Origin of the sequence: Lentzea roselyniae, assembly GCF_039537795.1 — a bacterium.
Lineage (GTDB): Bacteria > Actinomycetota > Actinomycetes > Mycobacteriales > Pseudonocardiaceae > Lentzea > Lentzea atacamensis.
Window position 1 is genome coordinate 63,493 of sequence record NZ_BAABBE010000012.1, and the last position, 26,392, is coordinate 89,884.

General features: G+C 68.8%; 27 protein-coding genes. 15 read left to right on the plus strand and 12 right to left on the minus strand.

The genetic code is table 11. The features are described 5' to 3' along the window. Nucleotides 1–5 precede the first annotated feature (5 nt). The gene (locus tag ABFX45_RS22265) at nucleotides 6–1,250 is read left to right on the plus strand and encodes a DNA cytosine methyltransferase (RefSeq protein WP_109641229.1); all 1,245 of its coding nucleotides are present in this window, start codon (nucleotides 6–8) and stop codon (nucleotides 1,248–1,250) included. Here ABFX45_RS22265 and ABFX45_RS22270 read toward each other — a convergent pair. From ABFX45_RS22270 to ABFX45_RS22290, 5 genes are all read right to left on the minus strand, one after another. Further along, a complete protein-coding gene (locus ABFX45_RS22270) occupies nucleotides 1,247–2,572 on the minus strand; it encodes a HAMP domain-containing sensor histidine kinase (RefSeq protein ID WP_346131849.1) in 1,326 nt (441 codons plus the stop codon). The two genes, ABFX45_RS22265 and ABFX45_RS22270, sit on opposite strands and share 4 nt — an antisense overlap. Beyond that, nucleotides 2,569–3,240 carry a response regulator transcription factor gene (locus tag ABFX45_RS22275; RefSeq protein WP_346131850.1) on the minus strand — a complete coding sequence of 224 codons (672 nt, stop codon included), beginning with the start codon at nucleotides 3,238–3,240 and terminating at the stop codon, nucleotides 2,569–2,571. Before ABFX45_RS22275 ends, ABFX45_RS22270 begins: the two co-directional genes overlap by 4 nt. A 4-nt stretch (nucleotides 3,241–3,244) precedes the next feature. Beyond that, the gene (locus tag ABFX45_RS22280; RefSeq protein WP_267900110.1) at nucleotides 3,245–3,376 is read right to left on the minus strand and encodes a hypothetical protein; all 132 of its coding nucleotides are present in this window, start codon (nucleotides 3,374–3,376) and stop codon (nucleotides 3,245–3,247) included. After that, complete coding sequence (locus ABFX45_RS22285; protein ID WP_146231845.1) at nucleotides 3,373–3,735, minus strand: hypothetical protein; 363 nt, start codon at nucleotides 3,733–3,735, stop codon at nucleotides 3,373–3,375. Before ABFX45_RS22285 ends, ABFX45_RS22280 begins: the two co-directional genes overlap by 4 nt. Before the next feature lie 65 nt (nucleotides 3,736–3,800). Continuing rightward, nucleotides 3,801–4,673: an NsdA family TPR-like regulatory protein gene (locus tag ABFX45_RS22290; protein WP_346131851.1), complete on the minus strand. Its 873-nt coding sequence runs from the start codon at nucleotides 4,671–4,673 to the stop codon at nucleotides 3,801–3,803. Between the two features lie 158 nt (nucleotides 4,674–4,831). Here ABFX45_RS22290 and ABFX45_RS22295 point away from each other — a divergent pair, with 158 nt between their 5' ends. Beyond that, entirely contained in the window at nucleotides 4,832–5,191 is a 360-nt protein-coding gene (locus ABFX45_RS22295; protein WP_112229131.1) for a hypothetical protein, read from the plus strand. A gap of 15 nt (nucleotides 5,192–5,206) precedes the next feature. Here ABFX45_RS22295 and ABFX45_RS22300 read toward each other — a convergent pair whose 3' ends face one another. Beyond that, nucleotides 5,207–5,983, minus strand: a complete 777-nt coding sequence (locus ABFX45_RS22300) for an STAS domain-containing protein (protein WP_346131852.1) — start codon at nucleotides 5,981–5,983, stop codon at nucleotides 5,207–5,209. A gap of 232 nt (nucleotides 5,984–6,215) precedes the next feature. Here ABFX45_RS22300 and ABFX45_RS22305 point away from each other — a divergent pair, with 232 nt between their 5' ends. Beyond that, nucleotides 6,216–8,396, plus strand: a complete 2,181-nt coding sequence (locus ABFX45_RS22305; RefSeq protein WP_170166625.1) for an ATP-binding protein — start codon at nucleotides 6,216–6,218, stop codon at nucleotides 8,394–8,396. Here ABFX45_RS22305 and ABFX45_RS22310 read toward each other — a convergent pair. Next, on the minus strand, nucleotides 8,393–9,460 hold the full coding sequence (locus ABFX45_RS22310; protein WP_346131853.1) for an LCP family protein: 1,068 nt from the start codon (nucleotides 9,458–9,460) through the stop codon (nucleotides 8,393–8,395). The genes ABFX45_RS22305 and ABFX45_RS22310 overlap by 4 nt on opposite strands. 34 nt (nucleotides 9,461–9,494) lie before the next feature. Here ABFX45_RS22310 and ABFX45_RS22315 point away from each other — a divergent pair, with 34 nt between their 5' ends. The 8 genes from ABFX45_RS22315 (at nucleotide 9,495) to ABFX45_RS22350 (ending at nucleotide 18,393) form a co-directional block, all read left to right on the plus strand. Beyond that, a complete protein-coding gene (locus ABFX45_RS22315) occupies nucleotides 9,495–9,905 on the plus strand; it encodes a DUF6542 domain-containing protein (RefSeq protein ID WP_346131854.1) in 411 nt (136 codons plus the stop codon). Next, nucleotides 9,874–9,999, plus strand: coding sequence for a hypothetical protein (locus ABFX45_RS22320; protein WP_267899892.1), 126 nt, complete (start codon nucleotides 9,874–9,876; stop codon nucleotides 9,997–9,999). The genes ABFX45_RS22315 and ABFX45_RS22320 overlap by 32 nt, the downstream gene beginning before the upstream one ends. Further along, entirely contained in the window at nucleotides 9,996–11,888 is a 1,893-nt protein-coding gene (locus tag ABFX45_RS22325; protein WP_346131855.1) for a bifunctional polysaccharide deacetylase/glycosyltransferase family 2 protein, read from the plus strand. Before ABFX45_RS22320 ends, ABFX45_RS22325 begins: the two co-directional genes overlap by 4 nt. A 21-nt stretch (nucleotides 11,889–11,909) precedes the next feature. Beyond that, nucleotides 11,910–12,458, plus strand: a complete 549-nt coding sequence (locus tag ABFX45_RS22330) for a TetR/AcrR family transcriptional regulator (protein ID WP_109641238.1) — start codon at nucleotides 11,910–11,912, stop codon at nucleotides 12,456–12,458. 92 nt (nucleotides 12,459–12,550) lie between these two features. After that, on the plus strand, nucleotides 12,551–13,744 hold the full coding sequence (locus ABFX45_RS22335) for a cytochrome P450 (RefSeq protein WP_346131856.1): 1,194 nt from the start codon (nucleotides 12,551–12,553) through the stop codon (nucleotides 13,742–13,744). Then, nucleotides 13,744–13,938, plus strand: coding sequence for a ferredoxin (locus ABFX45_RS22340; RefSeq protein ID WP_109641291.1), 195 nt, complete (start codon nucleotides 13,744–13,746; stop codon nucleotides 13,936–13,938). Before ABFX45_RS22335 ends, ABFX45_RS22340 begins: the two co-directional genes overlap by 1 nt. 68 nt (nucleotides 13,939–14,006) lie before the next feature. Next, nucleotides 14,007–15,176, plus strand: coding sequence for an NsdA family TPR-like regulatory protein (locus tag ABFX45_RS22345; protein ID WP_487047088.1), 1,170 nt, complete (start codon nucleotides 14,007–14,009; stop codon nucleotides 15,174–15,176). A gap of 292 nt (nucleotides 15,177–15,468) precedes the next feature. After that, nucleotides 15,469–18,393, plus strand: a complete 2,925-nt coding sequence (locus ABFX45_RS22350) for an AfsR/SARP family transcriptional regulator (RefSeq protein WP_109641241.1) — start codon at nucleotides 15,469–15,471, stop codon at nucleotides 18,391–18,393. 99 nt (nucleotides 18,394–18,492) lie between these two features. On the opposite strand, the gene ABFX45_RS22355 is transcribed toward ABFX45_RS22350, so the two are convergent. Continuing rightward, nucleotides 18,493–19,293, minus strand: coding sequence for an LURP-one-related family protein (locus tag ABFX45_RS22355; protein WP_109641242.1), 801 nt, complete (start codon nucleotides 19,291–19,293; stop codon nucleotides 18,493–18,495). A 49-nt stretch (nucleotides 19,294–19,342) separates the two neighbouring features. Here ABFX45_RS22355 and ABFX45_RS22360 point away from each other — a divergent pair, with 49 nt between their 5' ends. After that, a complete protein-coding gene (locus ABFX45_RS22360) occupies nucleotides 19,343–19,978 on the plus strand; it encodes a TNT domain-containing protein (protein WP_346131857.1) in 636 nt (211 codons plus the stop codon). On the opposite strand, the gene ABFX45_RS22365 is transcribed toward ABFX45_RS22360, so the two are convergent. The 4 genes from ABFX45_RS22365 to ABFX45_RS22380 all read right to left on the minus strand — a co-directional run bounded on the left by ABFX45_RS22365 (nucleotide 19,971) and on the right by ABFX45_RS22380 (nucleotide 23,611). Beyond that, complete coding sequence (locus tag ABFX45_RS22365) at nucleotides 19,971–20,162, minus strand: ferredoxin (protein ID WP_112229330.1); 192 nt, start codon at nucleotides 20,160–20,162, stop codon at nucleotides 19,971–19,973. The genes ABFX45_RS22360 and ABFX45_RS22365 overlap by 8 nt on opposite strands. Then, a complete protein-coding gene (locus ABFX45_RS22370; protein WP_346131858.1) occupies nucleotides 20,159–21,376 on the minus strand; it encodes a cytochrome P450 in 1,218 nt (405 codons plus the stop codon). The genes ABFX45_RS22365 and ABFX45_RS22370 overlap by 4 nt, the downstream gene beginning before the upstream one ends. 19 nt (nucleotides 21,377–21,395) lie before the next feature. Further along, nucleotides 21,396–22,967, minus strand: a complete 1,572-nt coding sequence (locus tag ABFX45_RS22375) for an ABC-F family ATP-binding cassette domain-containing protein (RefSeq protein ID WP_109641244.1) — start codon at nucleotides 22,965–22,967, stop codon at nucleotides 21,396–21,398. Between the two features lie 107 nt (nucleotides 22,968–23,074). Then, complete coding sequence (locus ABFX45_RS22380; RefSeq protein ID WP_215732524.1) at nucleotides 23,075–23,611, minus strand: TetR/AcrR family transcriptional regulator; 537 nt, start codon at nucleotides 23,609–23,611, stop codon at nucleotides 23,075–23,077. Between the two features lie 70 nt (nucleotides 23,612–23,681). Here ABFX45_RS22380 and ABFX45_RS22385 point away from each other — a divergent pair, with 70 nt between their 5' ends. The 3 genes from ABFX45_RS22385 to ABFX45_RS22395 all read left to right on the plus strand — a co-directional run bounded on the left by ABFX45_RS22385 (nucleotide 23,682) and on the right by ABFX45_RS22395 (nucleotide 26,386). After that, nucleotides 23,682–24,728, plus strand: a complete 1,047-nt coding sequence (locus tag ABFX45_RS22385; protein WP_109641246.1) for an FAD-dependent monooxygenase — start codon at nucleotides 23,682–23,684, stop codon at nucleotides 24,726–24,728. Nucleotides 24,729–24,825: 97 nt separating this feature from the next. Continuing rightward, complete coding sequence (locus tag ABFX45_RS22390) at nucleotides 24,826–25,020, plus strand: hypothetical protein (RefSeq protein ID WP_346131859.1); 195 nt, start codon at nucleotides 24,826–24,828, stop codon at nucleotides 25,018–25,020. A 187-nt stretch (nucleotides 25,021–25,207) separates the two neighbouring features. Beyond that, on the plus strand, nucleotides 25,208–26,386 hold the full coding sequence (locus tag ABFX45_RS22395) for a nitric oxide synthase oxygenase (protein WP_428834181.1): 1,179 nt from the start codon (nucleotides 25,208–25,210) through the stop codon (nucleotides 26,384–26,386). Nucleotides 26,387–26,392 lie beyond the last annotated feature (6 nt).

Consider the following 26,392-nt stretch of genomic DNA (forward strand, 5'->3'; position numbering starts at 1 on the left):
CTCCTGTGCAGAAACCCGAAGTAGTGGAGATCTGCGCTGGAGCCGGAGGCCAAGCGCTGGGGCTTGAGAAGGCCGGGTTCAAGCACCGGCTGGCCGTTGAGCTCGACGTGAACGCTTCGGCGACGCTGCGCCGGAACCTTCCGCACGCGGAAGTGGCGACCGGCGACGTCGCGGATCCCGAGGTGTGGAACCCGATGGAGCATCTCGGGGTGCCGCTGCTTGCTGGTGGTGTTCCGTGCCCGCCGTTCAGCATCGCTGGCAAGCAACTGGGCGCGAACGACGAGCGTGACCTCTTCGCGTGGGCGGTCGAGCTGTGCGACGTGATCAGGCCTCAGGCTCTGATGCTGGAGAACGTCAGGGGTCTCAGCATGCCCCGGTTCGCTGGTTACCGTCAGCACGTCCTCGACCGGCTTGGGCAGATGGGCTACGTCGCCGATTGGCGGCTGCTTCAGGCATCGGACTTCGGAGTGCCGCAGCTCAGGCCGCGGTTCGTCCTTGTTGCACTGCAAGACCAGTACGCGCCCTACTTTGCATGGCCGGAGACTCAAGCCGCGGCCCCGACGGTCGGCACGGTGCTGCGAGACCTGATGGCCTCACGGGGCTGGGAAGGCGCGGACGACTGGGCGCGCCGTGCGAATGGCATCGGCCCGACCATCGTCGGCGGCTCGAAGAAGCACGGCGGAGCGGATCTCGGGCCGACGAGGGCGAAGCGTGCGTGGGCAGAGCTCGGCGTTGACGCGATGGGTGTCGCTGACGAGCCGCCAGCTCCCGGCGACGTCTTCAAGGTAGGGCCCAAGCTCACGTGTGAGATGGTCGCCCGCATCCAGGGCTGGCAGGACACGGACAAGTGGATCTTCGAAGGACGCAAGACGTCCCGGTATCGCCAGATCGGCAACGCGTTCCCGCCCCCGGTCGCGGAGGCGATCGGAGGCTCGATCCTGCGGGCGCTGCAGAAGTCGGGCAAGCGGCGTGAACGAGACACGCACACCGAGCAGGATCCGATCTACCGCGTGCTGCGGGACAGCGGTGAGTTCATGACGCAACGGCAGCTTGAGAAGGCTGTAGGCCGATCCTTGGAGTCCTACGAGCTCGAACGGGCAATCAGTGCTCTCAGCAGGGACTTCACGGTCGAGGTGCGCAACGGTTCCAGCGCGACGGCCTACCGGCTCGGCACGTTCAAGGGATTCGTGGGACAGGACGATCACCTCAGGCACGAGTTGTTCCTGAAGCATCGCGCCAAGATCAGCTAGTTCTGCCGCTCAGGGCAGAGAAAGTCAAGCTGCCCAGGCAAAGTGACGGTGAAGGCGGCCCCGCCCTCCGGCGCCGGGCCCGCCTTGATCGTCCCGCCCATCCGAGTCACCAGGCCGTGCACCAACGCGAGCCCCACCCCGGTCCCGACCGGCCGCGACTCCTGGTACCGCGCGTGCAGCACGCCGCGGTCGAACGCCACGGCGTAGTCCTCCGGCGCCAGCCCCGGCCCGCCGTCGCGCACCTCCAGCACCGACGACAGAGCGAGCACGACAGGTCGGCCGGCCGGGGTCACGCGCAGCGCGTTCTCCATCAGGCCGTCGATGACCTGGCGCAGGCGACGGGCGTCGGCCCGCACCACCGGGGACGCGGTGACGTCCAGCGTGAAGAGGACGCCGCGTGCGTGGCAGCGGGCGTGCCAGACCTCGGCGGCCGAGCGCACGACGGGTTCCAGGGCCACGTCCGCCCGGTCCAGGCGGAAGTCGTCGGCGCCCAGGCGGGCCAGGTCCAGCAGGTCGGTCACCAGGCGGTCCAGGCGGCGGGCCTCGTCGAGGATCACGGTGCCGACCGGGGCGACCTGCTCGCCGGTGACCACGCCGTCCGCCAGGGATTCCGCGAAGCCCGTCACGGCGGTCAGCGGGGTGCGGAGTTCGTGGGAGACGGAGAGCAGGAAGTCGCGTTGGCGGGATTCGCTGCGCTGCAAGGCATCCGCCAGTTCGTTGACGGACGTGGCGACCTCGGCCAGTTCGTGGGTTCCGGAGACCGGGACGCGGAGGTCCCGGCGGCCCGTGCTCATCGAGTGGGCCACGGAGGCCACTCGTTTCAGCGGGCGGGCCAGGAACGTGCCGAGGGCCAGGCCGGCCAGGCAGGCGACGACGAGGCCGATGCCCAGGGCGAAGATGATGTTGCGGACCAGTTTGCGGTACGTGTTGCTCGTTTCGGTTTCCTGCACCAGGGCGAAGCCGCCGGCTCCCGACGCGCGGGCCTCCACGTTCAGGCGGCCGCTCACACCGGTCACGGGCTGGCCGTTGAGCACGCGACCGACATCGGCCTCATGGGCTGCGCGCACCGCGGCCCTGTCCGTGCCGGACAGCTCGCCGGACGGGGAGATGCGGACGATCGCGATGCCCTGGCCTTCCAGGACCTGTTCGACGCGGTTGTTGGAGATCTGGCCCGCCACCACGTCGGCCTGGGAGCGCAGGATCTCGCGGCTCACCTGTTGCGAGGTCGAGAGGACGAGGCGGGTCGACACGACGCCGGCGACCAGGACGGCGACGAACGCGACTCCCAGGCACAGCAAGGCGATCCGGGCGGCCAGGTTCATGACGCGTCCGCCGAGTAGCCGACGCCGCGCACTGTCCGAATTGGACTCGCTGCGCCGAACTTGGCTCGCAGCTGGGCGATGTGGACGTCCACTGTGCGCGTGCCGGCGACGGACGCATAGCCCCACACGGCGCTCAGCAGCTGCTCACGCGAGAACACCTGACGCGGGTGCTTCATCAGGTAGGCGAGCAGGCCGAACTCCGTTGAGGTCAAAGACACTTCGGCAGAACCGGCGAACGCGCGCCGTTCACCCACGTCGATCCGCACGGAACCCACCTGCAGCACTTCCGGGGCAACGCCGGAGGAGCGGCGCAGGACGGTCCGGACGCGCAGAGCCAGTTCGCGCGGGCTGAAAGGCTTGGTGATGTAGTCGTCGGCGCCCAGTTCCAGGCCCAGCAGGCGGTCCACCTCGTCGTCGCGGGCCGTCACGAACAGCACCGGGGTCCAGTCGCCCGCGGCCCGCAGCGCGCGACAGACCTCGATGCCGTTCATGCCCGGCAGGCCGACGTCCAGCACGACGGCGACGGGAGAGAGGGTGCGGACCGCGGCCAGTGCCGCGTCCCCCGAGGACTCGACCTGCACGCCGAAGCCGTCGCGCCGCAGGTACAGCGCGACCAGTTCGGCGATCGCCGGTTCGTCCTCCACGACGAGCACCAGGCCACGTTCCACGCGTTCACCCCGGCTGGTTGATGTCCGACTCGATGCTGTTCAGCGTTGATTCCACATCATCGAGGTCCGGCGCAGGAGTCTCACCCCGGCACGCCGTCAGCGACACCACCAGCAACGCGGCGGCAACCCACCTCACTTCGACCCGCAGTGCTCGGACTTGAACTTGGCGACCCGCTCGCCGGCCTTCGACAGCTTCACCAGCTGCGCGTCCCGCAGCTTCAGCCGGGCGTCCAGCACGTCCGCACGGGCCGTGTTGCCTGCCGCGCGAGCATCGGCCGCCTTCTGCTCGATCCACTTCTTCGAGCCCAGCGTCTCGGGGCTGCCGTTGATGCGGTCGGTCAGCGCCTTGACCCTGGCCTCGACCCGCGGCACCCGCTGCGAGCAGATCTGCTGCACCTTCTCCGGGCTGATCGTGATCGGTTCCTGCGCGGACGCGGTCCCAGCGCCCAACAGCAGCATCCCCGCCACAAGCCCGCCGATTCGCGAAATGTTCATGGCACAGAACGATGACCGAGCACCATCAGAACCGAGTCCGCCGAATGTTCGGGTTCTGCAAAGACTCAGCGCAACAAGACCCCGCGCGCGGCCGCCGCCTGCATCATCGGCCGCATCCGGTCCCACACCCGTTCGGAACGCAGCCCCTCGGCGGCGTTGATCGCCTGCATCGCCACGGTCTGGCCCTGGTCGTCATCACCGTCGAGGAAGTGGCACGAGGCCAGCGCGATCAGGCAGAACGTCCAGCTCCGCGCCATCGCCGGCCCGAACTGCTCGATGGCGGACGACAGCGCGGGGATCGCGTGCCGGGTGTCACCGAGCTCTGCGTAGACGGTTCCGATCATCGCCGTCAGGTCGGTCTCGTCGTGGAAACGGGCCCAGTCCGGCACGTGTGACAGGTCCGCGCGCGCGAACGCGTCCTGTGCTTTGCCCAGCGCACGCAACGCCTCGGTGGGACGGGCCTGGCGGGCGTAAGCCCATGCCTCGTTCGAATGCATGATGCTCGACGCCAATGGCGCAAACGCACCCCTCTGGAAGTACGCCAGCGCATCGCCCGGTGCGCCGTGGTGCAGATGTACGCGCCCACGCCGGTAAACGATGTTGGTGGTCAGGTCTTCGTCGTGGCGCGCGAATTCCAGGGCACGATCGAAGTGGTGGTAGGCGGCCCCGACCTGGCCGCTGTCGAACGACGTCCACCCCGCCAGGTTGTGCAGATCGGCGACGGCGGACAGCAGCCGCGCCCGCACCACCTCGGAAGCCGAAGCCGCCAGCAGCTGCTGCGCCCAGTAGATCCGCACGACGACGGCGTCCCTGCACACCCCTCCGCCGTACTGGTAGTCCACCGACCTCAGCGAATGCGTCTGCGACTCCAGCTGGTCCACATCGCTCATCCCGATGCGGGCGGAGTGCGGGGGAGGGAAATACGCAGGATCAGCCATCTGGAATACCTCTGCGCCGCGTCGACTGTCCGAAGCGTAGGGCGCGCACGTCGGAGTGAGAAGAGGGTTCCGTGCCGCTTGGAATTCGGCCGAAGCGGCGATTAAACAGGTATTTATGCGGGTATACCTGGGATGGTTGACGGTGCAAGGTGCTGAGTATGAGGCGACGCGCGCACCTGCGGCTGGTGACCTCCTTCGAGGCCGAAGACGCGACTCTGACCGCTGTCCTCGGCGCCGAGGACCTGGCGGAGGAGCTCGGTCTCGACCCCCACGCCCGAGTGACCTGCGGTTGGCATCGCTGCTGGTTGCACCAGTGTGTGGCCTCCCCGGACCACGTCATCCCCGTCACCGGGCATCGCTGGTGCCGGCCGTGCGGCAGCCCTCTCGAGGTGTTCGTCGACGAGACGACCGCACAACTCTTCTGTCCGACGTGCGGCACACGCACCCCGGACACGGCGGCGAACCGTCAGGTCGTGCGCGCGTGCCGTACCAGCATCGCGGCTGCCCGCGCCCAGTAGAACGACCCGGAAGTCTTAAGCCTGGTGGGTGAAGACGGCGGCCTCCGAAAGGTAGCTCGGGGGCCGCTGGCTGTCCTCCGGTACGTCGAGCAACGCCCACATGATGCTCCGCCCGCCACCGGCCGGCGTCTCTCCCATGGTGAAGTTGCAGACGGCGATCGACGCGACGTTGCGCCGCATCGTGTGCCACTGCCTGAGGTCGAAGCGTGTGGTCGTGCGTACGGCAACGGACATCTTGTCGTTGCGCATGCGCAGCAACAGCGCCAACGGGCTCTCGTCCTCGACGTGCGACACGAGTTCAACGGCCACTTGCGGAGCGACGTCGAGCAACGACTGGACGCCCCACCGTTCGCACGCGCGCTCGGTGATCCGCTCGGCCACGTGCGGCAGGCAGCGGCACGTCGGCAGCGCCGCGTCCACCCGGTCCTCGTGCCGCAGCCGCACCACGGAGGCCAGTGCGGCGGCGGTCGTCTGGTGCATCGGGATGTGCCGGGGGAGACCGCGTGACTCCAGCACCGACCGCAGCAGATGGTCACTGACGACCAGGCTCAGCGAGATGCCCGGCCAGCGCGCCGCGGACAGCCACACGACGTCGAACACCACGAGCAGCGCGGGCGACTCCGCCACGAGGCCGTCGAGCTCCACGACGACGCCGACGAGCTCCTTGGTGGCGCAGTCGAGCAGAACGTCCTGCACGCGCATGTAGGTCGACCAGTCGAGGCGGCCGCTGAACCGGACGACGAGCACACCGTTCTGCTCCCTGACGTCCACGTCGAGGCTGTCACCGGCCATGATTCCCTCCCGCAGGCACGTCCCCGGCCGTCAAGAGTGGCAACGTGACCATGAGAGCCCTAGGGGGTAACTACCCGTGTTTCACCGTTGGTGCCTCTGGGGGACCGCATTGCAGCGGGAGATCGCGCCGACCTAGGGTGCCGCTGTGGGCGGTTCGCTTTCCCCGGGCAGCAAAGGCAATTTGCCTGCTGACACAACTACTTTCGTCGGCCGCAGGCACGACGTCACCGAGGTGAGAAGACTTCTGTCCGAGTCTCGCCTTGTCACTCTTACGGGTGTTGGCGGCGTCGGCAAGACCCGGCTGGCGCTGCGGGCCGCCGCGGAGACGCACAGGGCCTTCCGCGACGGCGTGTGGTTCGTCGACCTGGGGGGCGTCACCGACCGGGAACTGGTCGTGCACACGGTCTTGGGGCAGCTGGGTGTCCACGACGACACGGTCCGTCAGCACCGCACCGTCCTGGTCGAACACCTGCGCGACCGGCAGGCGCTGATGGTCCTCGACAACTGCGAGCACGTCGTCGAGTCCACCGCCGACCTCGTGGACGTGTTGCTGCGCAGCGCACCCGGTCTGCGGGTGCTGGCCACGAGCCGCGAACGTCTCGGCGTCGACGGCGAACACCTCTGGCAGGTCGCGCCACTTCCGGAGGACCCCTCGCTGACCCTGTTCGCCGAACGGGCCGCCGCCGTCGAACCGGGATTCGCCGTCAGTGCGGCCAACCGCGACAAGGTCGCCCAGATCTGCGCGTTGCTCGACGGCATCCCGCTGGCCATCGAACTGGCCGCCGTGCGCCTGCGCGTGCTCACGCTCGACCACCTCCTGTCCAGATTGGACAACACGTTCCGGGTGCTGGTGGAGGGTAAACGCGGCGGTGTCCCGCGCCACCAGACGCTGCAGGCCGCGGTGGACTGGAGCTTTCACCTGTGCACCCGGTCCGAGCAGATGCTGTGGGCACGGGCGTCGGTGTTCCGCGGCACGTTCGACCTGGAGGCGGCGGAGCGGGTCTGCTCGGGTGACAGCGTTGCGCCGGACGACATCGTGCACTCGCTCTCCGGCCTGGTCGACAAGTCGGTCGTGGTCGCGGAGCAGCACCCGTCCGGCACCCGCTTCCGGTTGCTGGAGCCGTTGCGCCAGTACGGCTTGGAGAAACTGCGGGGCGCCGGTCGCGAGCAGGCCGTGCGCGAACGGCACCGCGACCACTTCATCGAGTGGGCCGAGCACCGGGAGAAGGAGTGGTTCGGCCCGCGTCAGCCGCAGATCTTCCTGCTCACCCGGCTGGAGCACGCGAACCTCCGTTCGGCCCTGGACTTCTGCTTCGAGCAGGACGGCGAACGCGCGGTGTACCTCGCGGCGACGCTGTGGTTCTACTGGGCCGGCTGCGGCATGCTCGGCGAGGGCCGGTACTGGCTGGACCGGGCACTGGCCGACGCGAAGCCGGGACCGGAGCGGGCGAAAGCGCTGTGGGTGAACGGATACGTGGCGACGCTGCAGGGCGATCTCACCCCGTCCGCGCGGATGCTTGAGGAGTGCCGCCAGTACGCGCTGTCCGTGCCCGACGAGACCGCGCTGGCCTACTCGACGCACCGGCTGGCGTGCGCCCTCCTCGTCGGTGACGACCTCGACCAGGCGGAAGAGCTGTTCGAGGAGGCCATCCTCCTGTACCGCGGCCAGGGCACCGTCAACAGCCACACCATGCTCGCCGGCATCGAACTGGCGATCGCGGCGACGTTCCGGCACGACTTCGCCGCAGCCGAACGGCTCTGCGTCGAGGCGAAGGCCGTCGGCGAGGAGCACGGCGAGCTGTGGGCGCAGGCGTACGCGATCTACGTGCTGGCGTTGTGCGCGTGGGTCAGCGGCGACTTCGCGCGCGCCGACCAGCTCGGCCGGGAGTGCCTGCGGATCAAGCGCACGTTCCACGACCTGCTCGGCATCGTCCTCGCGATCGAGGTGCTGGCGTGGATCGCGGCCACGCAGGGCAACGCGGTGCGCGCGGCGACGCTGCTGGGCGCCACGAGCGAGATCTGGCAGTCGGTCGGCTACCCCATGTTCGGGTCGCGGTACTTCGGCGCCCCGCACGGCGAGTGCGAGGCCGCGACCATCTCCGCGTTGGGCGAGCAGGAGTTCCGTGCCGTGTTCCGCAAAGGCATGGACCTCGAGCTCGAAGAGGCCATCTCGTTCGCCATCGGCGAGCAACTGGCCGAGGAGACGCCGACGAGCGCCGCGCCGACCCCGCTGACCAAACGCGAGCAGCAGGTGGCCGACCTCATCGCCGGTGGCATGTCGAACAAGGAGATCGCGGCCAAGCTGGTGATCGCACGCAGGACCGCGGAGGGGCACGTTGAGCGGATCCTGCAGAAGCTCGGCTTCACCTCACGTGCCCAGATCGCGACCTGGGTGACCGAAAGACGTAGTTAGTCGATGCACGGAACGCCGTCGTCGGGTGGTGGAGGAGGCGGTGCCGTGGCCAGTTCGTTCACCTTCTCCCGCACCTTGGCCGGGTCGACCTTGTTCACGTCCTGACCGCCGATGTGCGCGCCACCCTCGACCGGCAGCGTGTCGAACCGCACCTCGGTCGGGAGGTTGCGGGCGAACTCCGTCAGGTCGAACCCCGCGTCGAGCACGACGTCCTGCTTCGCCGTGTCGATCATCGCCTGCACCACCGTGATGTCCGCGCCCTTCAACCGGCGGGCGACCGACGCCAGGAACGCCTGCTGCCGCCTGGTGCGGTCGAGGTCGCCTCCCGGCAGGCCGTGCCGCTGGCGCACGAACGACAACGCCTGACCGGCGTCGAGGTGCTGCGGACCGGCCGGGAAGTCCGCGCCGGACAACGGGTCCTTCGTCGCGTTCTTCAGGCACACGTCCACGCCGCCGAGCCCTTCGGCGATGTGGAAGAACCCGATCAGCGAGATCTCCACGAGGTGGTCGATCGGCTGGTTCAGGAACGTCGACACGGTCTGCACCTGCGCCCGCCGTCCTGCCTCGCGCCCGGCGCGCTCCAGCGTCCGCTTGTCGTGCGTGCCGGCGGCCTGCAGCCGCTCCTCTTCCGCGACCTTGGCCCGCCCGTAGGCCTCCTTGATCTTGCCTTCGCCGCCGGACGACAGCGGCACGAGGTTGTCGCGCGGCACGGACATCGCGACCGCGGGACCGGAAACGGGGATGTGCAACAGGATCAGCGTGTTCGCGTTGTAGCCGCCGCGGTCGCTCTCGCCCGCCTGCATGCGCCGCAGCACATCGTCCGGCAGCGGTTCGCCGTGCAGGTCCAGACGGGTGGTCAGGCCCATGATCAGGATGTTGCGGCCGGACTCCGACCGGGGTGCGTCGTCGGGGATCGCGTAGGACCTCTCGACGCCGGACGAGATCGTCGACACGGTGGACCAGGCGAAGCCCGAGACGACGAGCACCGCCGCGCACACGGCGATCCACGCGGTGCGCATCAGGACGAGAAAGGCCGTGCGGTGATGGCGGCCACGTGATTGCATGAAAAAGACACCCCCAAGGCTATTCTAGGTGGTCATGGGGGTACAGCTGCCGAGTCTGGCGGCGCTCGCGGTGCTGGCGGTGTTCACGCAGGCGGGGATCTGGGTGGACGGGGACAACCTCGGCTGGCCCTTCGGCGTCTGGTTGGTGACGGGTGCGGTGCTGGCTTCCGCGCTCGTTCGCCGCGTGGGGTTGTGGACGGTGGCACCGGCGCCACCCGTCGTGTTCTTGGTCGTCGCCGTGGGCAACGCCGCCTGGCGACGTCAGTCACAGCGACAGTCGTTCTGGGGGAACAGCAAGGAGTTCGCCGCGGACGCGGTCCCGTGGTTCGTCAACGGGTTCCCGTGGCTCGCGGCGTCGGTCGGCGCGGCCCTGGTGGTCGTGGTCGTCCGGTTCGTTCTGGGGGGATGGGGAAATGCAGGTCTTCGTCGACGCCAACGGCGGTAGACGGGTAATCGCGCGGCTGGTCAGCCTGACCGTCGCAAGTGGACTGATGGTGTTCGCCGCCGTGGTCGGCGGCACGCTGCTGGAAGTGTGGTGAGACGCGCTCCGCGGCTGCACTGGATCTCGATCCTGCTCGGGCTGCTCGTGCTGATGAGCGTGGTGTCCTTCCACGCCTACACCGCGATCAGGCCCGAGTCGGTGCAGCACACCCGCGAACACCGGGAGCTGCCGGAACGCACGCTCGCGCTGGCGTTCCACGGTGGCCCGGATCCGAAGTGGACGCCCCGGTTGCTCGACGTGCTGAGAGAAGTCGACGTCAAGGCGACCTTCTTCGTCATCGGCACGCAGGTCACCCGCAACCCGGAGGTAACGCGCCGGATCGCCGACGAGGGCCACCAGATCGCCATCGACGGCTTCCGCGCCGAGGGCGACCACGGCAACCCGCTGAACCTCGCCTTCGCGCAGGCGGCGCTGGCCGACGTGCTGGGCGCACACACGCCGCTCGTCGGCGCGCCCGCCGAGGTCGACAGCGGCGACCGCGACCACCAGGACATCGGCACGCTGGTGAGGATGTCGCTGCGGCACGGTGGGGGAGTCGTCCGGCTGCACGACGACGGCAGCATCGGCGCCGACATCACCCGTGAGCTGGCCAAGGCGCCGGGCTACCGGTTCGTCACGGTGACGGAGGACCGCCTGGTCGAGGCCACCGCGACCGAACGCTTCACCGGCGCGGTCACCACGTGGTCGCAGCGCAACGGCGGCATCGTGCTGATGCTGCTCGGCACGGCGATCGCGATCGCGGCACTTCTCGGCATCCTGCGCACGCTCATGCAGCTCGGCCTCGCGCACACCGACCGCCGGCTGCGGCGGGAGAGCGAGCAGTCGCCGCCGCCGTGGATCACCCCGCCGGTCTCGGTGATCATCCCCGCGTACAACGAGGCGGTGAACATCGCGGCCACGGTGAGGTCCATCGCCGCGAACAACCACTGCGCCGACGTCGAGGTGATCGTGGTCGACGACGGCTCGACGGACGGCACCGGCGACCGCGCCGAGGAGCTGGGCCTGCCCGGCGTCACGGTGATCCGCCAGGCCAACCAGGGCAAGCCCGCCGCCCTCAACACCGGCATCCGGAAGGCGAAGCACGACGTGCTCGTCCTGCTCGACGGCGACACGATCTTCGAGCCGGACACGATCGGTGAGCTCGTGCAGCCGTTCGCGGACGCCCAGATCGGCGCGGTGTCCGGCAATGCCAAGGTCGGCAACCGGCAGGGACTGCTGGGGCGCTGGCAGCACCTGGAGTACTGCGCCGGGTCCAATCTGGACCGGCAGATCCTGCACGCGTTGCGCTGCATCCCGACCGTGCCGGGCGCGATCGGGGCGTTCCGCAAGGCCGCGCTGACCGACGCCGGCGGCGTCAGCGAACACACGCTGGCCGAGGACACCGACCTCACGATGGCGGTCACGCGTGCCGGGTGGCGGGTCGCGTACCGGCAGCAGGCGAAGGCGTGGACCGAGGCGCCGAGCACGATCCGCGGACTGTTCCAGCAGCGTTACCGCTGGTCGTACGGAACTTTCCAGGCGATGTGGAAACATCGCGGAGCGTTGCTGGAGAACGGCCCGATGGGCCGGTTCGGACTCATCTACCTGTTCGCGTTCCACCTGCTGCTGCCACTGCTCGCGCCGGTGATGGACCTGTATGTCATGTACGGGTTCCTCGTTGCGGACGCACCCCTCGCCGCCATCGTGTGGACGGTGTTCCTGCTGATCCAGACCGCGAGCGCGGGCTACGCGCTGCGGCTCGACGGCGAGTCGCTCAAGCCGCTGTGGGCCTATCCGCTGCAGCAGATCGTCTACCGGCAGCTGATGTACGCCGTGGTGATCCAGTCGTTGATCACCGCGCTGCACGGCACGCAGCTGCGGTGGATGTCGGTGCGCCGCACAGGTCTTCTCACGGATGCTCCCGGCGGTACGGTGCACGTCACCTGATTCCGGTTTGGAAGGAGCACGGTGGGTCGCACGCCTTTGGACGCGCCGGAGCGTCTGCGGGAGGTCTTCTCCGCCGTGCTCGACGTGCTGGCCGAGGTCGGCTACGCCCGGTTCAACATGGACCTGGTCGCCGGCCGGGCCCGTGCGAGCAAGGCGAGCCTCTACCAGCGCTGGCCGTCGAAAGCGCGGTTGATCACGGACGCGTTGAAGGCGAACCTTCCCGTCCTGCCGCAGCCGGACGAGGGCACGTTCGCCGAGGACGTCCGGCAGATCCTGCGGTCGTGGGGTGAGCCGATGCCGTTCGACACCGCGGGGATCTTCCTCGGGCTCCTGGAGGGGAGCCGCCAGGACGCCGATCTCGCCTGCCTGCGCGAGGAACACATCGACCGCGCCTACACGGAGCACCTGCAGGTTGCCGTCGACCGGGCGAAGGCGCGTGGAGAGCTGCCGGAAGATCTCGACGCCGGCATCCTCATCACGGCGCTGATCTCGACTTTTGTCCTGCGTTCCGCCGAACAGGGCGTGACCGACAGCATCGTCGACGGCCTGTTGAGACCGCTGATCGGCTGACCTGGCCCGAACAACCTCGTCAACGCGTAGTTTCTTCGCTACGTTCGGTCATGGTTCCAAAAGAACGGTTCTGTTCTGTTGAGGGGGACTCCGTGACTGAAGCTGCCGTCTGCCCAGTTCCACACGAGAACCGCGCGCATCCGCTGGGTGCACCCGCAGGTTTCGAGGAGGCCATCGGCAACGGCCCGGTGAAGATGATCTGGCCCAACGGGGTCGAGGCCTGGGTCATCAGCAGCTACACCGGGGTCCGGCAGGTGCTCTCCGACCAGCGGTTCAGTGCTACGAGAGAGGGCGGCCCCGAGATGCGCACCGTGGGCGAGCCCATCCTCGGCCGCCCGCAGCCGGGCAACATGAACGTGATGGACGGCGACGAGCACCTGCGGCTGCGTCGCCCGCTGTCACGGGCGTTCATGGTCAAGAAGATGAACGAGATGCGGCCGCGCATCCAGCAGATCGTCGACGACCACCTCGACGCGATGGAACGCCGGGGCGCGCCGGCCGACCTCGTGCCGGCGCTGTGCCTGCCGGTGCCGTCGCTGGTGATCGCCGAGCTGCTGGGCGTCTCGCCGGAGCACCAGGAGCTGTTCCAGTCCACCGCCAGGGAGATGTTCGGCAAGAACGGCTCCAAGGAGGTGTACGACGCGAAGGCCGCCGAGCTGGGCGAGGTGCTCGTGAAGGTCGCGGCTGAGAAGAAGGCGTTGGGCACGACCGACGACATGATCGGCCTCATGGTCAACGAGACCGATTTCGACATGGAAGAGATGTTGATGCTCGCCATCGGCCTGCTCGCGGCGGGCCACGAGACGACGTCGAACTTCTTCGGCCTGTTCGCGCTCACCCTGTTCGAACGGCCTGACCAGCTGGAGATCCTGCAGCGCGACCCGAGCCGTGCCGACGTGATGGTCGAGGAGCTGCTGCGCTACACGATCGGCCGCCTCGGTGGCGCGGGGCTCGCCCGCAAGGCGGTCGAGGACGTCGAGATCGACGGCGTGACGATCAAGGCGGGCGAGTGGGCGACCGTGACGTTCCGTGCCAACCTGGAGGAGACGCTGTGCCCGAACGCCGGTGAGCTCGACCTGGAGCGCAAGGCGGTGTCGCACCTTGGTTTCGGCTTCGGTCCGCACCAGTGCCTCGGCGCCAACCTCGCCCGCGCGGAGCTGCAGATCCTGCTGCGCTCGCTCTTCACGCGATTCCCGAACCTGCGTCCGGCGATCCCCGTCACGGAGATGGACTTCCGCGAGGACTCGATCACCTACGGCGCGGCCGCCATTCCGGTGGTGTGGTGATGACGGTCCGGATAGACCGGACGAGGTGCATCGGATCGGGTCAGTGCGTGCTCGCCGCACCGGACGTGTTCGATCAGTCGGATGACGATGGTCTCGGCGTCGTTCTGGTCCCGGAACCACCCACTGACTTGCTGCCGGGTGTCCGTGACGCGGTGGACAGGTGTCCCTCTCAGTCGGTGAGCCTGGAAGAGTGACTTGATCGGCCGTTCCGGTGAGGTGTCGTCACTGGAAATTGATTCAGCTCTTTTCCGCCGACACCTCGATGGCCCCTTTCCGATCACGCTGTCCGTCCAGAATCGTAGGCGCGACCACCACGGCGTTGTGGTGGTCGCGCCCGCGTGTCCGCGGAGGGTCGAAGGACCCTTCCCGACCAGGTCGAACAACGGGATGGTGGCGGCGGCGCGGTGAGTACCGGCGGTGTGTAACGGGTATCTGTACAGCGGGTGCCCGGCGCACGTCAGGAGGACCAGCTATGTTCAACGACGACGCATTCCCAGCTCGCGTGGACAGAACAGACGTGCGGCACGTGGAAACGCTGACGAGTGCCCTCCGGGCGCTCGATTACGAATACGGCGGCGGCGCTTGCCGGGATGCCTGCGTCGCGTTGTTGAACTGGGCGAACCCGCTGCTCGACGCCCGCTCGTCCGGACCGGTGCTGCACCGGCTGCAGGTCGCCATCGCGGACCTGCACAACCTGGCCGGCTGGGCGTCGTTCGACATGGGCCTCCTGGAGTCCGCGCACGTGCACTTCGGCCGGGCGATGGACCTCGCACGGGCGTCGGGAAACTGCGCGCTGGAGGCCAACATCCACTACCGGATGGGCCGCGTGCACCTGCATTACGAGCTGGCCGAGGACGCGTTGGCGTCGTTCCAGCGCGGTCTGCCGATCGCACAGGCGAGCGGGTCGACTCTGGCCGTGTCGATCCTGCACGCCAACGAGGCGTGGGCGTTCGCGAAGATGGGCGCGGAGAGGCAGGCGTTGCGCCAGTTCGCGCGCGCCGAGGAGGAGTTCGAGCGTGCGTCCGGTGAGGACACGCCACCGTGGGCGCGCTTCTTCGACCTGGCCGACCTGGTGTCGATCGGCGGCATGGTGCACACCGAGCTCGCCCGCACGTGCGACGTGAAGTACGCGCGGTCCGCGATCCCGTTGCTGACCAGAGCGATCTCCTCCGGGGGAGAGGACGCGTCGCGCAGTCAGTCGTTCCGGCTCGCCGCGCTGGCGATGAACTACCTGGTGCAGAACGAGACCGAGCAGGCGCGCGACATCGGGGAGCAGGCGATCGCGGTGTCCGGCCCGATCCGCTCTGCCCGCACGCGGGACCGGATGCGGCCGCTGAAGCAGGAGGCGGACCGGTTGCGCGGCAACGAGGCCGCGGACGAGCTGTCGTCCCGTCTCGGGGCGTTCATGATGTCGTCGCGGGGAGCAGCCTGAGGCTTGGTGGAAGGGCGCCGCCGGAACCCGAGGAGAGGTTTGGGCTTCGGGTCCCGGCGGCGCCGGTGCCCGGACGACGCCCAGCTGGGGGGCCTTGACGCCGTCCGGTGTTCTGGGGTGATCAGCAGCGGATGCCGGTCCTGCCGACCTGCGTCACCGGTCCGCGTCCGGAGGCGCTCTCCGCCTGCGAGGCGGCGGCGATGGAGGTTGTCCGCTTCATGGGCGAGAAGCATCACGTGACCCGCTGACATTTCGCTGACACCTTGGGTTACCGGCTGGTTAGGATCGGCACATGCAGCGGCGGTGGGGGTTCAGGGTTCTAGGATCGTTGCAGGTCATCGACTCGGGCCGGGTCGTGGAACTCCGCTCGGCCAAACAACGTGTCCTGCTCGCCGCGTTGCTGATGAAGGCCAACGCGCCGGTCTCGTCGTACGAGCTGATGGAGCACCTCTGGGGTGAGGAGCCGTCCGGAGCGGCGCGCGCGACTCTGCAGACGTACGTCATGCGGCTGAGACAGTCGCTGGACGATCTCGCGGACCGCAAGCTCGTCCGCACGTGGCCGACCGGCTACTCGATCCACCTCGAGGACGACCAGCTCGACCTGCTGACGTTCCAGCGCCTCCGTGCCGAGGCCAAGCGCGCACCCGACCTGGAGACCGAGGCCCGCCTGCTCGGCGAGGCCGCGGCGTTGTGGCGGGGTCCCGCTCTCGACCAGGTGTCGTCGCTGCGGATGGAACAGACCGACGTGCAGCGCCTCAACGAGCAGCGCTGGGAGGTGCTGGAGCGCCGCAACGACGCCGAGCTGCAGCTGGGCCGGCACGACCAGGTCGTCGACGAGCTGCGGTCCCTGGTCGCCGAACACCCGCTGCGCGAACGCTTCTGGTACCAGCTGATGCTGGCCCTGCACCGCGCCGGCCAGCAGGCCCAGGCGCTCGACGTGTTCCGCCGGGCGAGCGACGTGCTCGCCGACGAGCTGGGCATCGACCCGAACGCCGAGCTTCGCGCTCTGCACATGGAGGTGCTGGCCGGGTCGTCGGCGCCGGTGGCTGTTCAGGCCGGTCCGTCGTGGCTGCCGCCGGCCGTCGGGGACTTCTCCGGGCGCACCGACGAGGTCGTGCGACTCACGGCCGGGTTGCGGGCCGGTGGGACGTGGACGATCACCGGGCCCGGTGGTGTGGGCAAGACTTCCCTGGCCGTGCACTGCGCGCATCTCGTGCGGGACGCGTTTCCGGACGGGCAGCTGTACCTGAACCTGCGCGGTGGTGAGCAGAAGCCGGTCGGGCCGGCCGCGGCACTGGACCGGCTGTTGCGCGGCCTCGGCGTTTCCGGTGGGGCCATTCCGTCCTCTGTGGACGACCGGGTGGACCTCTACCGCGATCTGCTGTCGGACCGGCGGATCCTGGTCGTGCTGGACAACGCGATCAACGAGGCCCAGGTCCGGCCGTTGCTGCCGGGAACCACCTCGGGTGCCGCGCTGGTGACGTCGCGGGCGGCGCTGGCGGGTCTGGAGGCGGCCCACGTCGTGCCGCTGGACGTGTTGCCGCCCTCGGACGCGCTGGCGATGCTGCGGGCAGCGGTCGGTGAGGCACGCTGCACCGCGGAACCCGGTGCGGCGCAGGACATCGTGGCGTACTGCGGGCAGCTGCCACTGGCGCTGCGGGTGGCGGCCGCGCGGCTGGTGGCACGGCCGCACTGGCAGCTCGCGAAGCTCGCGGGCCGGTTGTCCGACGAGCGTCGCCGGTTCGACGAGCTGTCGCTGGGCGACCTGGACGTCCGCGCATCCCTGGCCCTGTCCTACGACGGCCTCGACGAGTCGCACCGCACGGCGTTCCGGCTGCTGTCGCTGGTCGACACGCCGGACTTCCCGGCCTGGGTGGCGTCACCGTTGCTGGGGCTCGACCTCGACGACGCGGAAGACCACGTCGAGGCCCTGGTGGACGCTCGTCTGGTCGACTACGCGGGCCGCGACGCGCTGGGCCAGGTGCGGTACCGGCTGCACGACCTGCTGCGCGCGTTCGGCCGGGAGGCGGCGGACGAGGACCCGGCCGCGGCGCTGAAGGCGTTGTTCGAACAGTGGCTGGACCTGGCCACGCGTGCCGACGTCGAGCTGCCGCACCAGGCGATCCGCCTGGAACCCCTTGCGCTGGAACGGTTCGACCTCGGCGACGCGGCCGACTGGTTCGACGCGGAATGGCACAACATCCACGCCGTGCTCACCCAGGCCGCGTCCCTCGGCCTGTCCTCGCTGGCGGCAGAGCTGGCGATCCGGTCGTCGGCGTTCTGCGATCTGCGGGCCCGGTTCGACGACTGGGAGCACATCAACGATCTCGGCCTGTCGTGCGCGCCCGCGGATCGCAAGCCGATCCTGTTCCAGCAGCGCGGGATTCTCTGCGCGCGGTTGCACCGGTATGCGGAGGCTTCCTCGAACTTCGCCGCCGCGCAGGAGGGTTTCGCCGCGGCCGGTGACGTGTGGGGCGAGGCCTATGCCTGGTACGGCATGGGGTGGATGCACGAGTGGAGCGGGCGGTCGCTGGAGGCCCGGTCGGCGCATCGTGAGGCCATGGCACGGTTCGTCGCGTCCGGGAACCCGCACGGCGAGGTCGAGGTGCTGTGCTCGCTGGGGGCCATCGAACGGCGGGCCGGCGGGCTGGCCGCGGCGCAGGAATACCTGGAACGGGCGCGGCGGGTGGCCGCGCAGCTGGGGGACGAGCAGAGCGAGCTGATGGCGACTCTGGAGCTGGGACGGCTGCACCAGTTCACCGGGGAGTTGCAGCTGTCGGCCGGGTTCCTGCGGTCGTGCCTGGCCGCCGCGCAGAAGCTCGGGGACCCGGACTGGGCGGCGAACATCCGGTTGTTCCTGGCGGACACGTTGATCCGGTCCGGGCAGGCAGGGCCGGCCGAGGAGCAGCTGCGGCAGGCCTGGGAGTTCTTCGAGGAGCACGACGACCGGCAGGGGCGGATCTGGGTCTGGCGGCTGCGGTCAGGGCTCGCTGCCACGCCGGAGGAGGCGTTGCGGCTGGCCTCGCTGGCGATGGACCAGGCCCGGGAGATGGACTCGCCGCCGGAGTTCGGGCGGTCGTTGCGGGTGCTCGGCGACGCTTTGGAGCGGGCCGGAAGGGTTGAGGAGGCTCGGGAGCACTGGAGGCGGGCCGAGGAGACGTTGACCGCGGCCGGGTTCCAGGCCGAGGTCGACGAGCTTCGCCTGGCGACGTCCTAGTGCCGTGGCAGTCGGCCTTTGCCCCGTGTTCGGCGGTCAGACGGCCGCGAGGTGGCCCGCTGAGCGTCGAAGACGCGGCGAAGGTCGGCTGTCGCGGCACTAGCCCTGGTTCTGGCTCAGCACAGTGTCGACCGTGACCCCGGACGCCACGATCATGCTCAGCAACGGGTCCGGCACCTGCCGGTGGAACTGCACGACGTAGTTGTCGGCCGTCGAGAACACGGCTTTCGCCATGCCTTGCCACGTCTTGGTGATCCGGGCGACCTCGGTCTCGGTGTGGTCGCGCAACGAGAAGTTCCAGGCGCGGAAGTTCTCCGCGTAGATGCCGCCCACCTTCATCCCGTTGCACACGAAGGCGAAGCGGACCTTGCCGAACACGTTCTCCTGGATGATCTCGCCGATGGGCATGCCGTCGCCGCGCTCGACCATGACCTTGGACTTCCACACGGTCGCCGGCCGCACCAGGCGGAGGAGAGGACGGCCGTGCACGTCCCGGATCTCGAGGCGGACGTCCAGCATCGAGTCGAGCTTCGTGAAGGCGCGCAGGGCTTTGGCGGCTCCGGTCTGGCCCACCTGTTCCACGGTGCCGATGTGGCGGGCGTGCTGGTCGTAGATGACGTAGGAGTTCGACATCTCGACGAGTTTGGCCTTCTGGTTCACGACCAGGACCGGCTCGGTGAACAGGGTGCCTCCGCCGCCTGACACCGGGTTCTGGATGCCCGCGCGTTGCACCTGTTGCGCTACGCGGTCCTGGCCGGTGCCGCCCATCTCCACCTCCGCGTGGTGGGCGTCGGTCTGTTGCTGGCGCGGCTGGACGTGCGGGGTCCACTGACTGCCGTCCCACCACCGGACGAACCGCGGGTCGGCGTTGTCCGGGTACCAGCCGGGCGCGAAGTTCACGCGGACGAGGGTAGTGCGGAAAGCGCTGGCACGCGCCAGGATGCGAAGTATGTTCGCAGGCAAACGGTTCTTGGCGGCGTTCTTCGCCGCGACGCTCGTCCTGTTCGGCCTCAGTGCCGGAGTCAGCACCGCTCAAGCGACCGCCGAGGCGTGTGCGGGCGCCTATCAGGGTGACAGTCGGCTCGGGCCCGAGACGTTACCGGAGGTGTGGCAGCAACCCGTCGGGCCGCTCGTCGCCGGGTACAAGAGGTTCGGTCACCTCGACAAGGAGGCGTTCCTCGCCAAGTACTGGAACGGGACGGGCTGGAACTACCCGCCGCAGGACGGGTTCTGGCTCACGCCGGGAGGAGAGCCGATCAAGTACAAGCGGACCCTCGGCGTGCACACGAAGCTGGACCGGTTCGGCAGCGAGTACGGCGGGTTCCTGGCGTACAAGGGCTCGCACTACTCGACGCGGGCGATTCCGCCGCAGAGTCTCTACACGTTCGATCCCGCGTACCGGTGCAACTACCACGCCTACCGGGTCACGAAGGCCTTCGCGGTGTGGGAGGGGCCGATCGCGCCATGGTTCGAGCAGCCCGGCGGTGGCCTGCAGCAGAAGCTCGACAGGGCGCTGGTGCCAGGCGACGGGGCACTGAACGTCGCCTGGCTGCTCTCCAACGGTTACCTCGTGCGGATCAACTGATCGTGATCGCGCTCGCCGGGCACAGGCTCGCCGCTTCCTTCGCGGTGGCCTCGTGCTCGGCGTCGGGGTGCTCCTGCAGGAGAACGACGGTGCCGTCCTCCTCGTTCTGGTCGAAGAGGTCCGGATCCGTCAGGACGCACATCCCGGAGCCGCAGCACTTCGACTGATCGACGGAAATCCTCATGACGACCACGCTACTGGCAGCGAGTGGACTCCGTAGATCCCCATGTTCGTGCGCAGCGGCACCTCCTCCGGCTCCACGTCCAGCCGGAGGTCGGGGAACTCCTGGAACAGCTTGGAGAACCCGATCCGCATCTCGATGCGGGCGAGCTGCTGGCCCAGGCACTGGTGGATGCCGTGCCCGAACGCGACGTGACCCGACGCGGGGCGGCGCAGGTCGAGCTCCTCGGGGTTGCCGGGGAACTTCTCCGGGTCCCGGTTGGCCACCGGGATGTGCAGGAGCACGGTGTCGCCGGCCCTGATCAGGTGCCCGTCGATCTCCACGTCCTCGAGCGCGGACCTCATCGGTCCGAAGTGGATGATCGACAGGTACCGCATCAGCTCCTCGACGGCGTTGTCGATCGCCTCCGGCTCGTCCTTGAGGATCTTCAGCTGGTCCGGGTGCTGCAGCAGCGTGAACGTGCCGATGCCCAGCATGTTCGCCGTGGTCTCGTGTCCGGCGAGCAGGAGCAGCATCGCCATGTTCGACGCTTCCTCGTCGGTCGGCTCCCCGGTGGCCAGCAGGTCGCTGATCATGTCGTCGCCGCCGGGGTTGGCCTTCTTGCGGTCGATCAGCTCCCGCATGAACAGCTGGATGCGTTCGAACGCGTCCATGGCCTCCTTGAACGTGGAGTCCAGGCTCAGCATCTTCGCCGTGTCCTCCTGGAACCTGTGCCGCTCGTCGTAGTCGACGCCGAGCAACGCGCAGATCACCAGTGACGGCACCGGAAGCGCGAACTCCTTAACGAGATCCGCCCGGTTGCCGAGCGACCGCATGTGCTTGAGCTGGTCGTCGACGATCGTGCCGATCCACTCGGACAGCTGGTTCATCCGCCGGACCGTGAACTGACCCTGCAGCATCCTGCGCAGCCGGGTGTGGTCCGGCGGATCCTGGTTGAGGAACATGCCCGGCTGGGGCTTGCGCTTCTCGTCGTCCTCCGGCAGCTCGCCCTGGAACCGCTTGTCGAGCAGGTGGAACCGGTCCGGTTCGTTGCTGAACGCGGGGCTGCCCAGGATCTCCCGCACCTGGCGGTGACCCGTCACGAGCCAGCCCAGGTGGCCGTCGGAGAACTTCAGTCTGCTGATCGGCGCCTTGCCGCGGATCTCGCTGACCTCGGTCGGCGGATCGAACGGAGTGGCGCGCTCGGTGGGCAGCTCTTCGGAGATCAGTTCGGTCATCTCGCACACCTCCCAGTGCTCAGTAGAGGACCGCTTTCGAAGCTACAGAACTTTCATGACTCTGTGAAGGTGAACTGAGCGTGACGATCCGCCATGAAACGAAATCTGTCCGCATCTGTCTGTCGTGGGTCGCGACGGCCACGGCGGCCTTCGTGTGGTGGAGCGCCTCGGTCAGCTCGTCGACCAGGGCGATCGACAGGTGGTTGGTCGGTTCGTCGAGCAGAAGCACGTGCGGGGCACTGCTCAGCAGGATCGCCAGCTCCAGCCGCCTCCGCTGTCCAGTCGACAGTCGGGAGACCGGCCGCGCCAGGTCTTTCTCTCCCAGCAGGCCGAGGTCGTGCGCCTGTGGGCAGAGCCGGCGCGCCGTGGCGTCCTCGTTCTCGAACGACGACTCCTGGGCGAGCAGCGCCACCCGGCCGACGTGGTGAACCGTGCCGTGAGCGGGCGTGATGCGGCCCGCGAGGACGTTCAGCAACGTCGACTTCCCGGCGCCGTTCGCGCCGGTCACCAACAGCTTCTCGCCCGCGCCGAGAGAGATCGGCTCGATGAGGTTCAGCCTTCCGGGTACTTCCAGCGGCGTCGCGTGCAGCAGGTCGCCGTCGGCCTCCAGCTCCGGCGGCTGGAAGCGCAACGGTGGCGGGGGAGCGTCGACGCGCTGGTCGTCCAGCTCTTCGAGCCTGCGGGCGACGTTGCGCATCTTGTTCGCCGCGCGCGTACTGCGCTTGTGCTTGAACGCTCCCTTGGGTGGGCGCCACGCGTCCCTGAGGCGTGACTGGGCGCGTTCGACCCTCTCGGTCAGCTCGTCGTGCTCGGCTTCCTCCTGCGCGAACCGCTGTTCCCAGCGCTGGCGTTCGGCGCGCTTGGCCTCCTTGAACGCCCGGTAGCCGCCGCCGTGCAGGTGCACCTCGCCGTCCGGTGACGGGTCGAGGTCGAGCAGCTGCGTGCAGACGTCGTCCAGCAACGTGCGGTCGTGGCTCACGAGCACCACGACGCCGTGGTGCTGGCGCAGGCGTTCGGTCAGGAAGTTCAACGCGTCCGCGTCGAGGTGGTTGGTCGGTTCGTCGAGCAGCAGGACGTCCGCGCGTTCGGCTAGCAGGCACGCGAGCCGGACGCGATAACGCTGTCCCACACTGAGTTCCGCGAGTTTCACGGTCCTGGCGTGGTCGGCGCCGAGTGCTTCGAGCGCGATGGCGGCACGGCGTTCGGCGTCCCACGCTTCGATGTCCTCGGCGTGGGCCAGCGCCTTCTCGTAGCGCTGCTCGTCGAACGGCTCCGCCGCACTGTCCAGTTCGGACAGTGCTTCGCGGCTTTCGCGCAGCGCTTCTGACAGCAGGTCCCCCACCGTTTCGCTGTCGTGGAACGGCATTTCCTGCCGCACCAGGCTCAACGAACCGTGTCGCGTGACAGTTCCCTGGTCCGGCACCAGGTCGCCGGCGAGCAGCCGGAGCAAAGTGGTCTTGCCGCGGCCGTTCTCGCCGATGACGCCGAGCCGTTGGCCCGCGGAGACTTTCAGCGAGATGCCGTCGACGACAGGGCCGGCTTCATAGCCCTTGGTGAGGTCATGGGTCGTCAAATGAACATGCGAGCGCATGCGGATCCTCTTTTGGGTACGCGAAATCAGGACGTGATGCGTGGTGGCACACGTCCTGACTCAGAGGTAGAAGACCCCGTACCCGAATCCCATGAAACCCACGGTACCTACGGTCGCAACGCTTTTTCGACGGCCTTCCTGAGGTCCTGGAAGCTCTCCTCGGTGCCGGGCACCGGCCCGGTCGTGCTGCCGCCGCCGACCAGCCGGTAGAAGAGCAGGCCTTCGATGAACGCGGTGATGTGCGCGCCGGAGCGTTCCGGGTTCTCGTGACCCAGCGCCTGCGCAAGTGCGGTCGCCTGTTCACGCGGCGAGTGCACGAGGATCGACTTCAGCTCGGGGTGGTGCGTCGCCTCCAGCATCGCCGCGTACCGGGCGAGCGTCCGGTTCCGTTCGACGAGCCAGTTGTCGATCGTCCGCGCGATGCTGCCCGCGAGATCGGCCGTGTCGAGGTGGATCTCCTGCTGCTCCTGGACGGCGAGCCGTTCCACGAACCCTTCGATCAACGCCTTGCGGGTGCGGAAGTACGCGCTCGTGGAGCCCTCCGGCAGTCCGGCCTTCCTGTCGACCGCCCGGTGGGTCAGGCCACGCATGCCGAGTTCCGCCACGAGCTCGATCGCGGCGTCGGTGATCAGGTCTTTCCGCACTGTGCCCCTTCTCTCTCTACAGCCGTAGTCTACAGGTGTAGAGTCCTCTACAGATGTAGAGGAGGCGGGGATGAAGGCGATCGTGGTGGGTGGCGGCATCGGAGGGCTCGCGGCCGCGGTGTCGTTGCGGCGCGTGGGCTGGGAAGTCCAGGTGCTCGAACGCGCTGCCGAGTTCGGCGAGGTCGGCGCGGGGATCGGCGTGATGCCGAACGCGTTGCGGGCGCTCGAGTGGATGGGGGTCGCGGACGAGGCTCGCAGGCTGGGCACTCCGCGCGTGTCGGGTGGCGTCAAGGCGTCGGACGGGCGCTGGCTGACGCACCTGCCCGACGTCGGGCAGGAGAAGATCATCGCGATGCACCGGGCCGATCTGCACGGTGTGCTGCTGCGCGCGTTGCCGCCGGAGATCCTTTTCAACAACGTCGAGGTGACCAGCGTTGAGGAGCTGGACGCAGACCTCGTGGTGGCGGCGGACGGCATCAACAGCCGCCTCCGCGCGGAGCTGCTGCCCGACGCGCCGGGACCGGTGTACGCGGGGGCCACGGCGTGGCGAGGGGTGGCGCCGGGTCCCTTCGAGCTGCCGATCACGCAGACACTCGGTCCCGGCGGCGAGGCGGGCATCCTGCCGCTGGGGGACGGCAGGGTCTGCTGGTACGTCGCCGCGGTGGCGCCACCGTCGGCCGCGCTGGACCCGGTGGAGCTGTTCGCCGGTTGGCACGACCCGATTCCGTCGCTGGTGTCGACGACTCCAGAGATCATCCGGCACGACATCCACCAGCTGCCGCTGCTGCCGACGTTCGTGCGGGGACGCGTGGCGTTGCTCGGCGACGCGGCGCACGCGATGGTGCCGTACCTGGGCCAGGGGGCGTGCATGGCGCTGGAGGACGCGGTGACGCTGGCCGCGTGCGACGGTGATCTCGCCCGGTACGACGCGTTGCGCCGGCCGCGCACGCAGTCGGTGTGGCGGAGCTCGCGGATGGCGGGGAAGTTCGGGATCGAGGTGACCTCGCCGGTGGCACTGGCGGTGCGGAACTTCGTGTTCCGCGCGCTGCCGGGGCAGGCTGCTGTGCGCGGGATGACGCGCTTCTCCTCGTGGGACGTACCCGCGATGCCACGATGATGTCGACTTGCGCGCCCCGCCGCGGTTGCGGCGGCCGGACGAGGACGTGCTCCGGCAAGTACACAGTGGACGTTGCCGGGCACACGGTGACATGCCGGTGCGTTCGGTTCCTTCCGATCGCAAGGCGGAGATCGAGGTGCTCGCGGCCGACCGCGAGGTCGTCGTTTCCCAGTCCTGGCCGGACATTCTGCTCTTCCGCGCCGGTGGGTTCGCCTGGCCCGTGCGGCCACGGGTGAACTGTGCCGTCGCGTCCCCGGCGAGGTTCACTCGAACGGGTCGAATCCAGTGGTGAACTAGATCACTGGTCAATGTTTGGTGTCAGCGCGATAACAGTCGAAAACCACCCTTTGTCGCGAGGATTGTCACCCGGTTGCGGTATCAAGTACTCGCTGAGCGTGTCGGACGCGGTCCAGTGATCCAGACGGCGTAGCGCGACAGGCGGTTTCCGGTACACGAAAGCGCAACTACGGTGCCTCGCCATGACCCCCGTCCCGACTGATGTGATGCCCCGTTCCCTCACGGCGCTTCCCCCGGCGCAGGTCGAGAGCACCCACGAGATCGACATCGCCGAGGTAGAGGACTTCGTCCGCCAGCACCACGCCGAGCACCCCGACCTGGGGCCGGTGGAGGCCAGGCTGGCCGAGGTGCACGCGGAGATCGCCGCGACCGGCACCTACCGCCACACGACCGCCGAACTCACCTTCGGCGCCCGCGTGGCCTGGCGCAACAGCTCACGCTGCATCGGCCGCCTGTACTGGCGGAGCTTGAAGGTGCGCGACCTGCGGGAGGTGTCCGCCCCCGCCGACGTCGCCGCCGAGTGCGTCGAGCACCTCAGGGTGGCCACCAACAAGGGCAAGATCCGCCCCGTCATCACGGTCTTCGCCCCTGCCGAGCCCGGCCTGCCCGCACCCTCGATCCTGAACGAGCAGATCGTTCGCTACGCCGCCTACCGGGGTTCGGACGGCGGCGTGCTCGGCGACGCGAGGAACCTCGCGCTGACCGAGCTCGCGTTGAAGCGCGGCTGGCAGCCACCGGCGTCGCGCGGCCCGTTCGACGTGCTGCCGCTGATGGTGTCCTGCGAGGGCCACGACCCCGCACTCGTGGAGATCCCCGCGGACGCCGTGCTCGAGGTTCCGTTGTCCCACCCGGAACTCCCGTGGCTCGCGGCGCTCGGCGTGAAGTGGCACGCCGTCCCCGCGATCAGCAACATGCGGCTGCGTGTCGGCGGTATCGACTACCCGTCGGCGCCCTTCAACGGCTGGTACATGGGCACCGAGATCGGCGCCCGCAACCTCGCCGACCACGATCGGTACGACCTGCTGCCGTACATCGCCAAGCGGATGGGCCTGGACATGTCGTCGGAGGCGACGTTGTGGCGCGACCGAGCGTTGATCGAGCTCAATCGCGCTGTCCTGCACTCGTTCGCGGAGGCCGGGGTCACGATCACCGATCACCACACCGAGTCCAAGCGGTTCCTGACGCACCTGGAGAAGGAGGAGGCCGCCGGCCGATCCTGTCCTGCCGACTGGTCGTGGATCGTGCCACCCGTGTCGGGCGGGCTCACGCCGGTCTACCACCGCTACTACGACTCAGGTGAACTCCTGCCGAACTTCTTCCCGGCCTCCTCGCCGGCGAAGGGCTGCCCTGTCGCACACTGACCGGGT

What these genes read in the sequence shown, in the direction of transcription:
- ABFX45_RS22345 (WP_487047088.1), top strand. Translation starts at nt 14,007, where the DNA reads ATGGCCCCTTTCCGATCACGCTGTCCGTCCAGAATCGTAGGCGCGACC.
- ABFX45_RS22395 (WP_428834181.1), top strand. Translation starts at nt 25,208, where the DNA reads ATGACCCCCGTCCCGACTGATGTGATGCCCCGTTCCCTCACGGCGCTT.
- ABFX45_RS22295 (WP_112229131.1), top strand. Translation starts at nt 4,832, where the DNA reads ATGAGGCGACGCGCGCACCTGCGGCTGGTGACCTCCTTCGAGGCCGAA.
- ABFX45_RS22315 (WP_346131854.1), top strand. Translation starts at nt 9,495, where the DNA reads ATGGGGGTACAGCTGCCGAGTCTGGCGGCGCTCGCGGTGCTGGCGGTG.
- ABFX45_RS22385 (WP_109641246.1), top strand. Translation starts at nt 23,682, where the DNA reads ATGAAGGCGATCGTGGTGGGTGGCGGCATCGGAGGGCTCGCGGCCGCG.
- ABFX45_RS22270 (WP_346131849.1), bottom strand. Translation starts at nt 2,572, where the DNA reads ATGAACCTGGCCGCCCGGATCGCCTTGCTGTGCCTGGGAGTCGCGTTC.
- ABFX45_RS22285 (WP_146231845.1), bottom strand. Translation starts at nt 3,735, where the DNA reads ATGAACATTTCGCGAATCGGCGGGCTTGTGGCGGGGATGCTGCTGTTG.
- ABFX45_RS22370 (WP_346131858.1), bottom strand. Translation starts at nt 21,376, where the DNA reads ATGACCGAACTGATCTCCGAAGAGCTGCCCACCGAGCGCGCCACTCCG.
- ABFX45_RS22350 (WP_109641241.1), top strand. Translation starts at nt 15,469, where the DNA reads ATGCAGCGGCGGTGGGGGTTCAGGGTTCTAGGATCGTTGCAGGTCATC.
- ABFX45_RS22300 (WP_346131852.1), bottom strand. Translation starts at nt 5,983, where the DNA reads ATGGCCGGTGACAGCCTCGACGTGGACGTCAGGGAGCAGAACGGTGTG.
- ABFX45_RS22320 (WP_267899892.1), top strand. Translation starts at nt 9,874, where the DNA reads ATGCAGGTCTTCGTCGACGCCAACGGCGGTAGACGGGTAATCGCGCGG.
- ABFX45_RS22340 (WP_109641291.1), top strand. Translation starts at nt 13,744, where the DNA reads ATGACGGTCCGGATAGACCGGACGAGGTGCATCGGATCGGGTCAGTGC.
- ABFX45_RS22360 (WP_346131857.1), top strand. Translation starts at nt 19,343, where the DNA reads ATGTTCGCAGGCAAACGGTTCTTGGCGGCGTTCTTCGCCGCGACGCTC.
- ABFX45_RS22290 (WP_346131851.1), bottom strand. Translation starts at nt 4,673, where the DNA reads ATGGCTGATCCTGCGTATTTCCCTCCCCCGCACTCCGCCCGCATCGGG.
- ABFX45_RS22375 (WP_109641244.1), bottom strand. Translation starts at nt 22,967, where the DNA reads ATGCGCTCGCATGTTCATTTGACGACCCATGACCTCACCAAGGGCTAT.
- ABFX45_RS22310 (WP_346131853.1), bottom strand. Translation starts at nt 9,460, where the DNA reads ATGCAATCACGTGGCCGCCATCACCGCACGGCCTTTCTCGTCCTGATG.
- ABFX45_RS22365 (WP_112229330.1), bottom strand. Translation starts at nt 20,162, where the DNA reads ATGAGGATTTCCGTCGATCAGTCGAAGTGCTGCGGCTCCGGGATGTGC.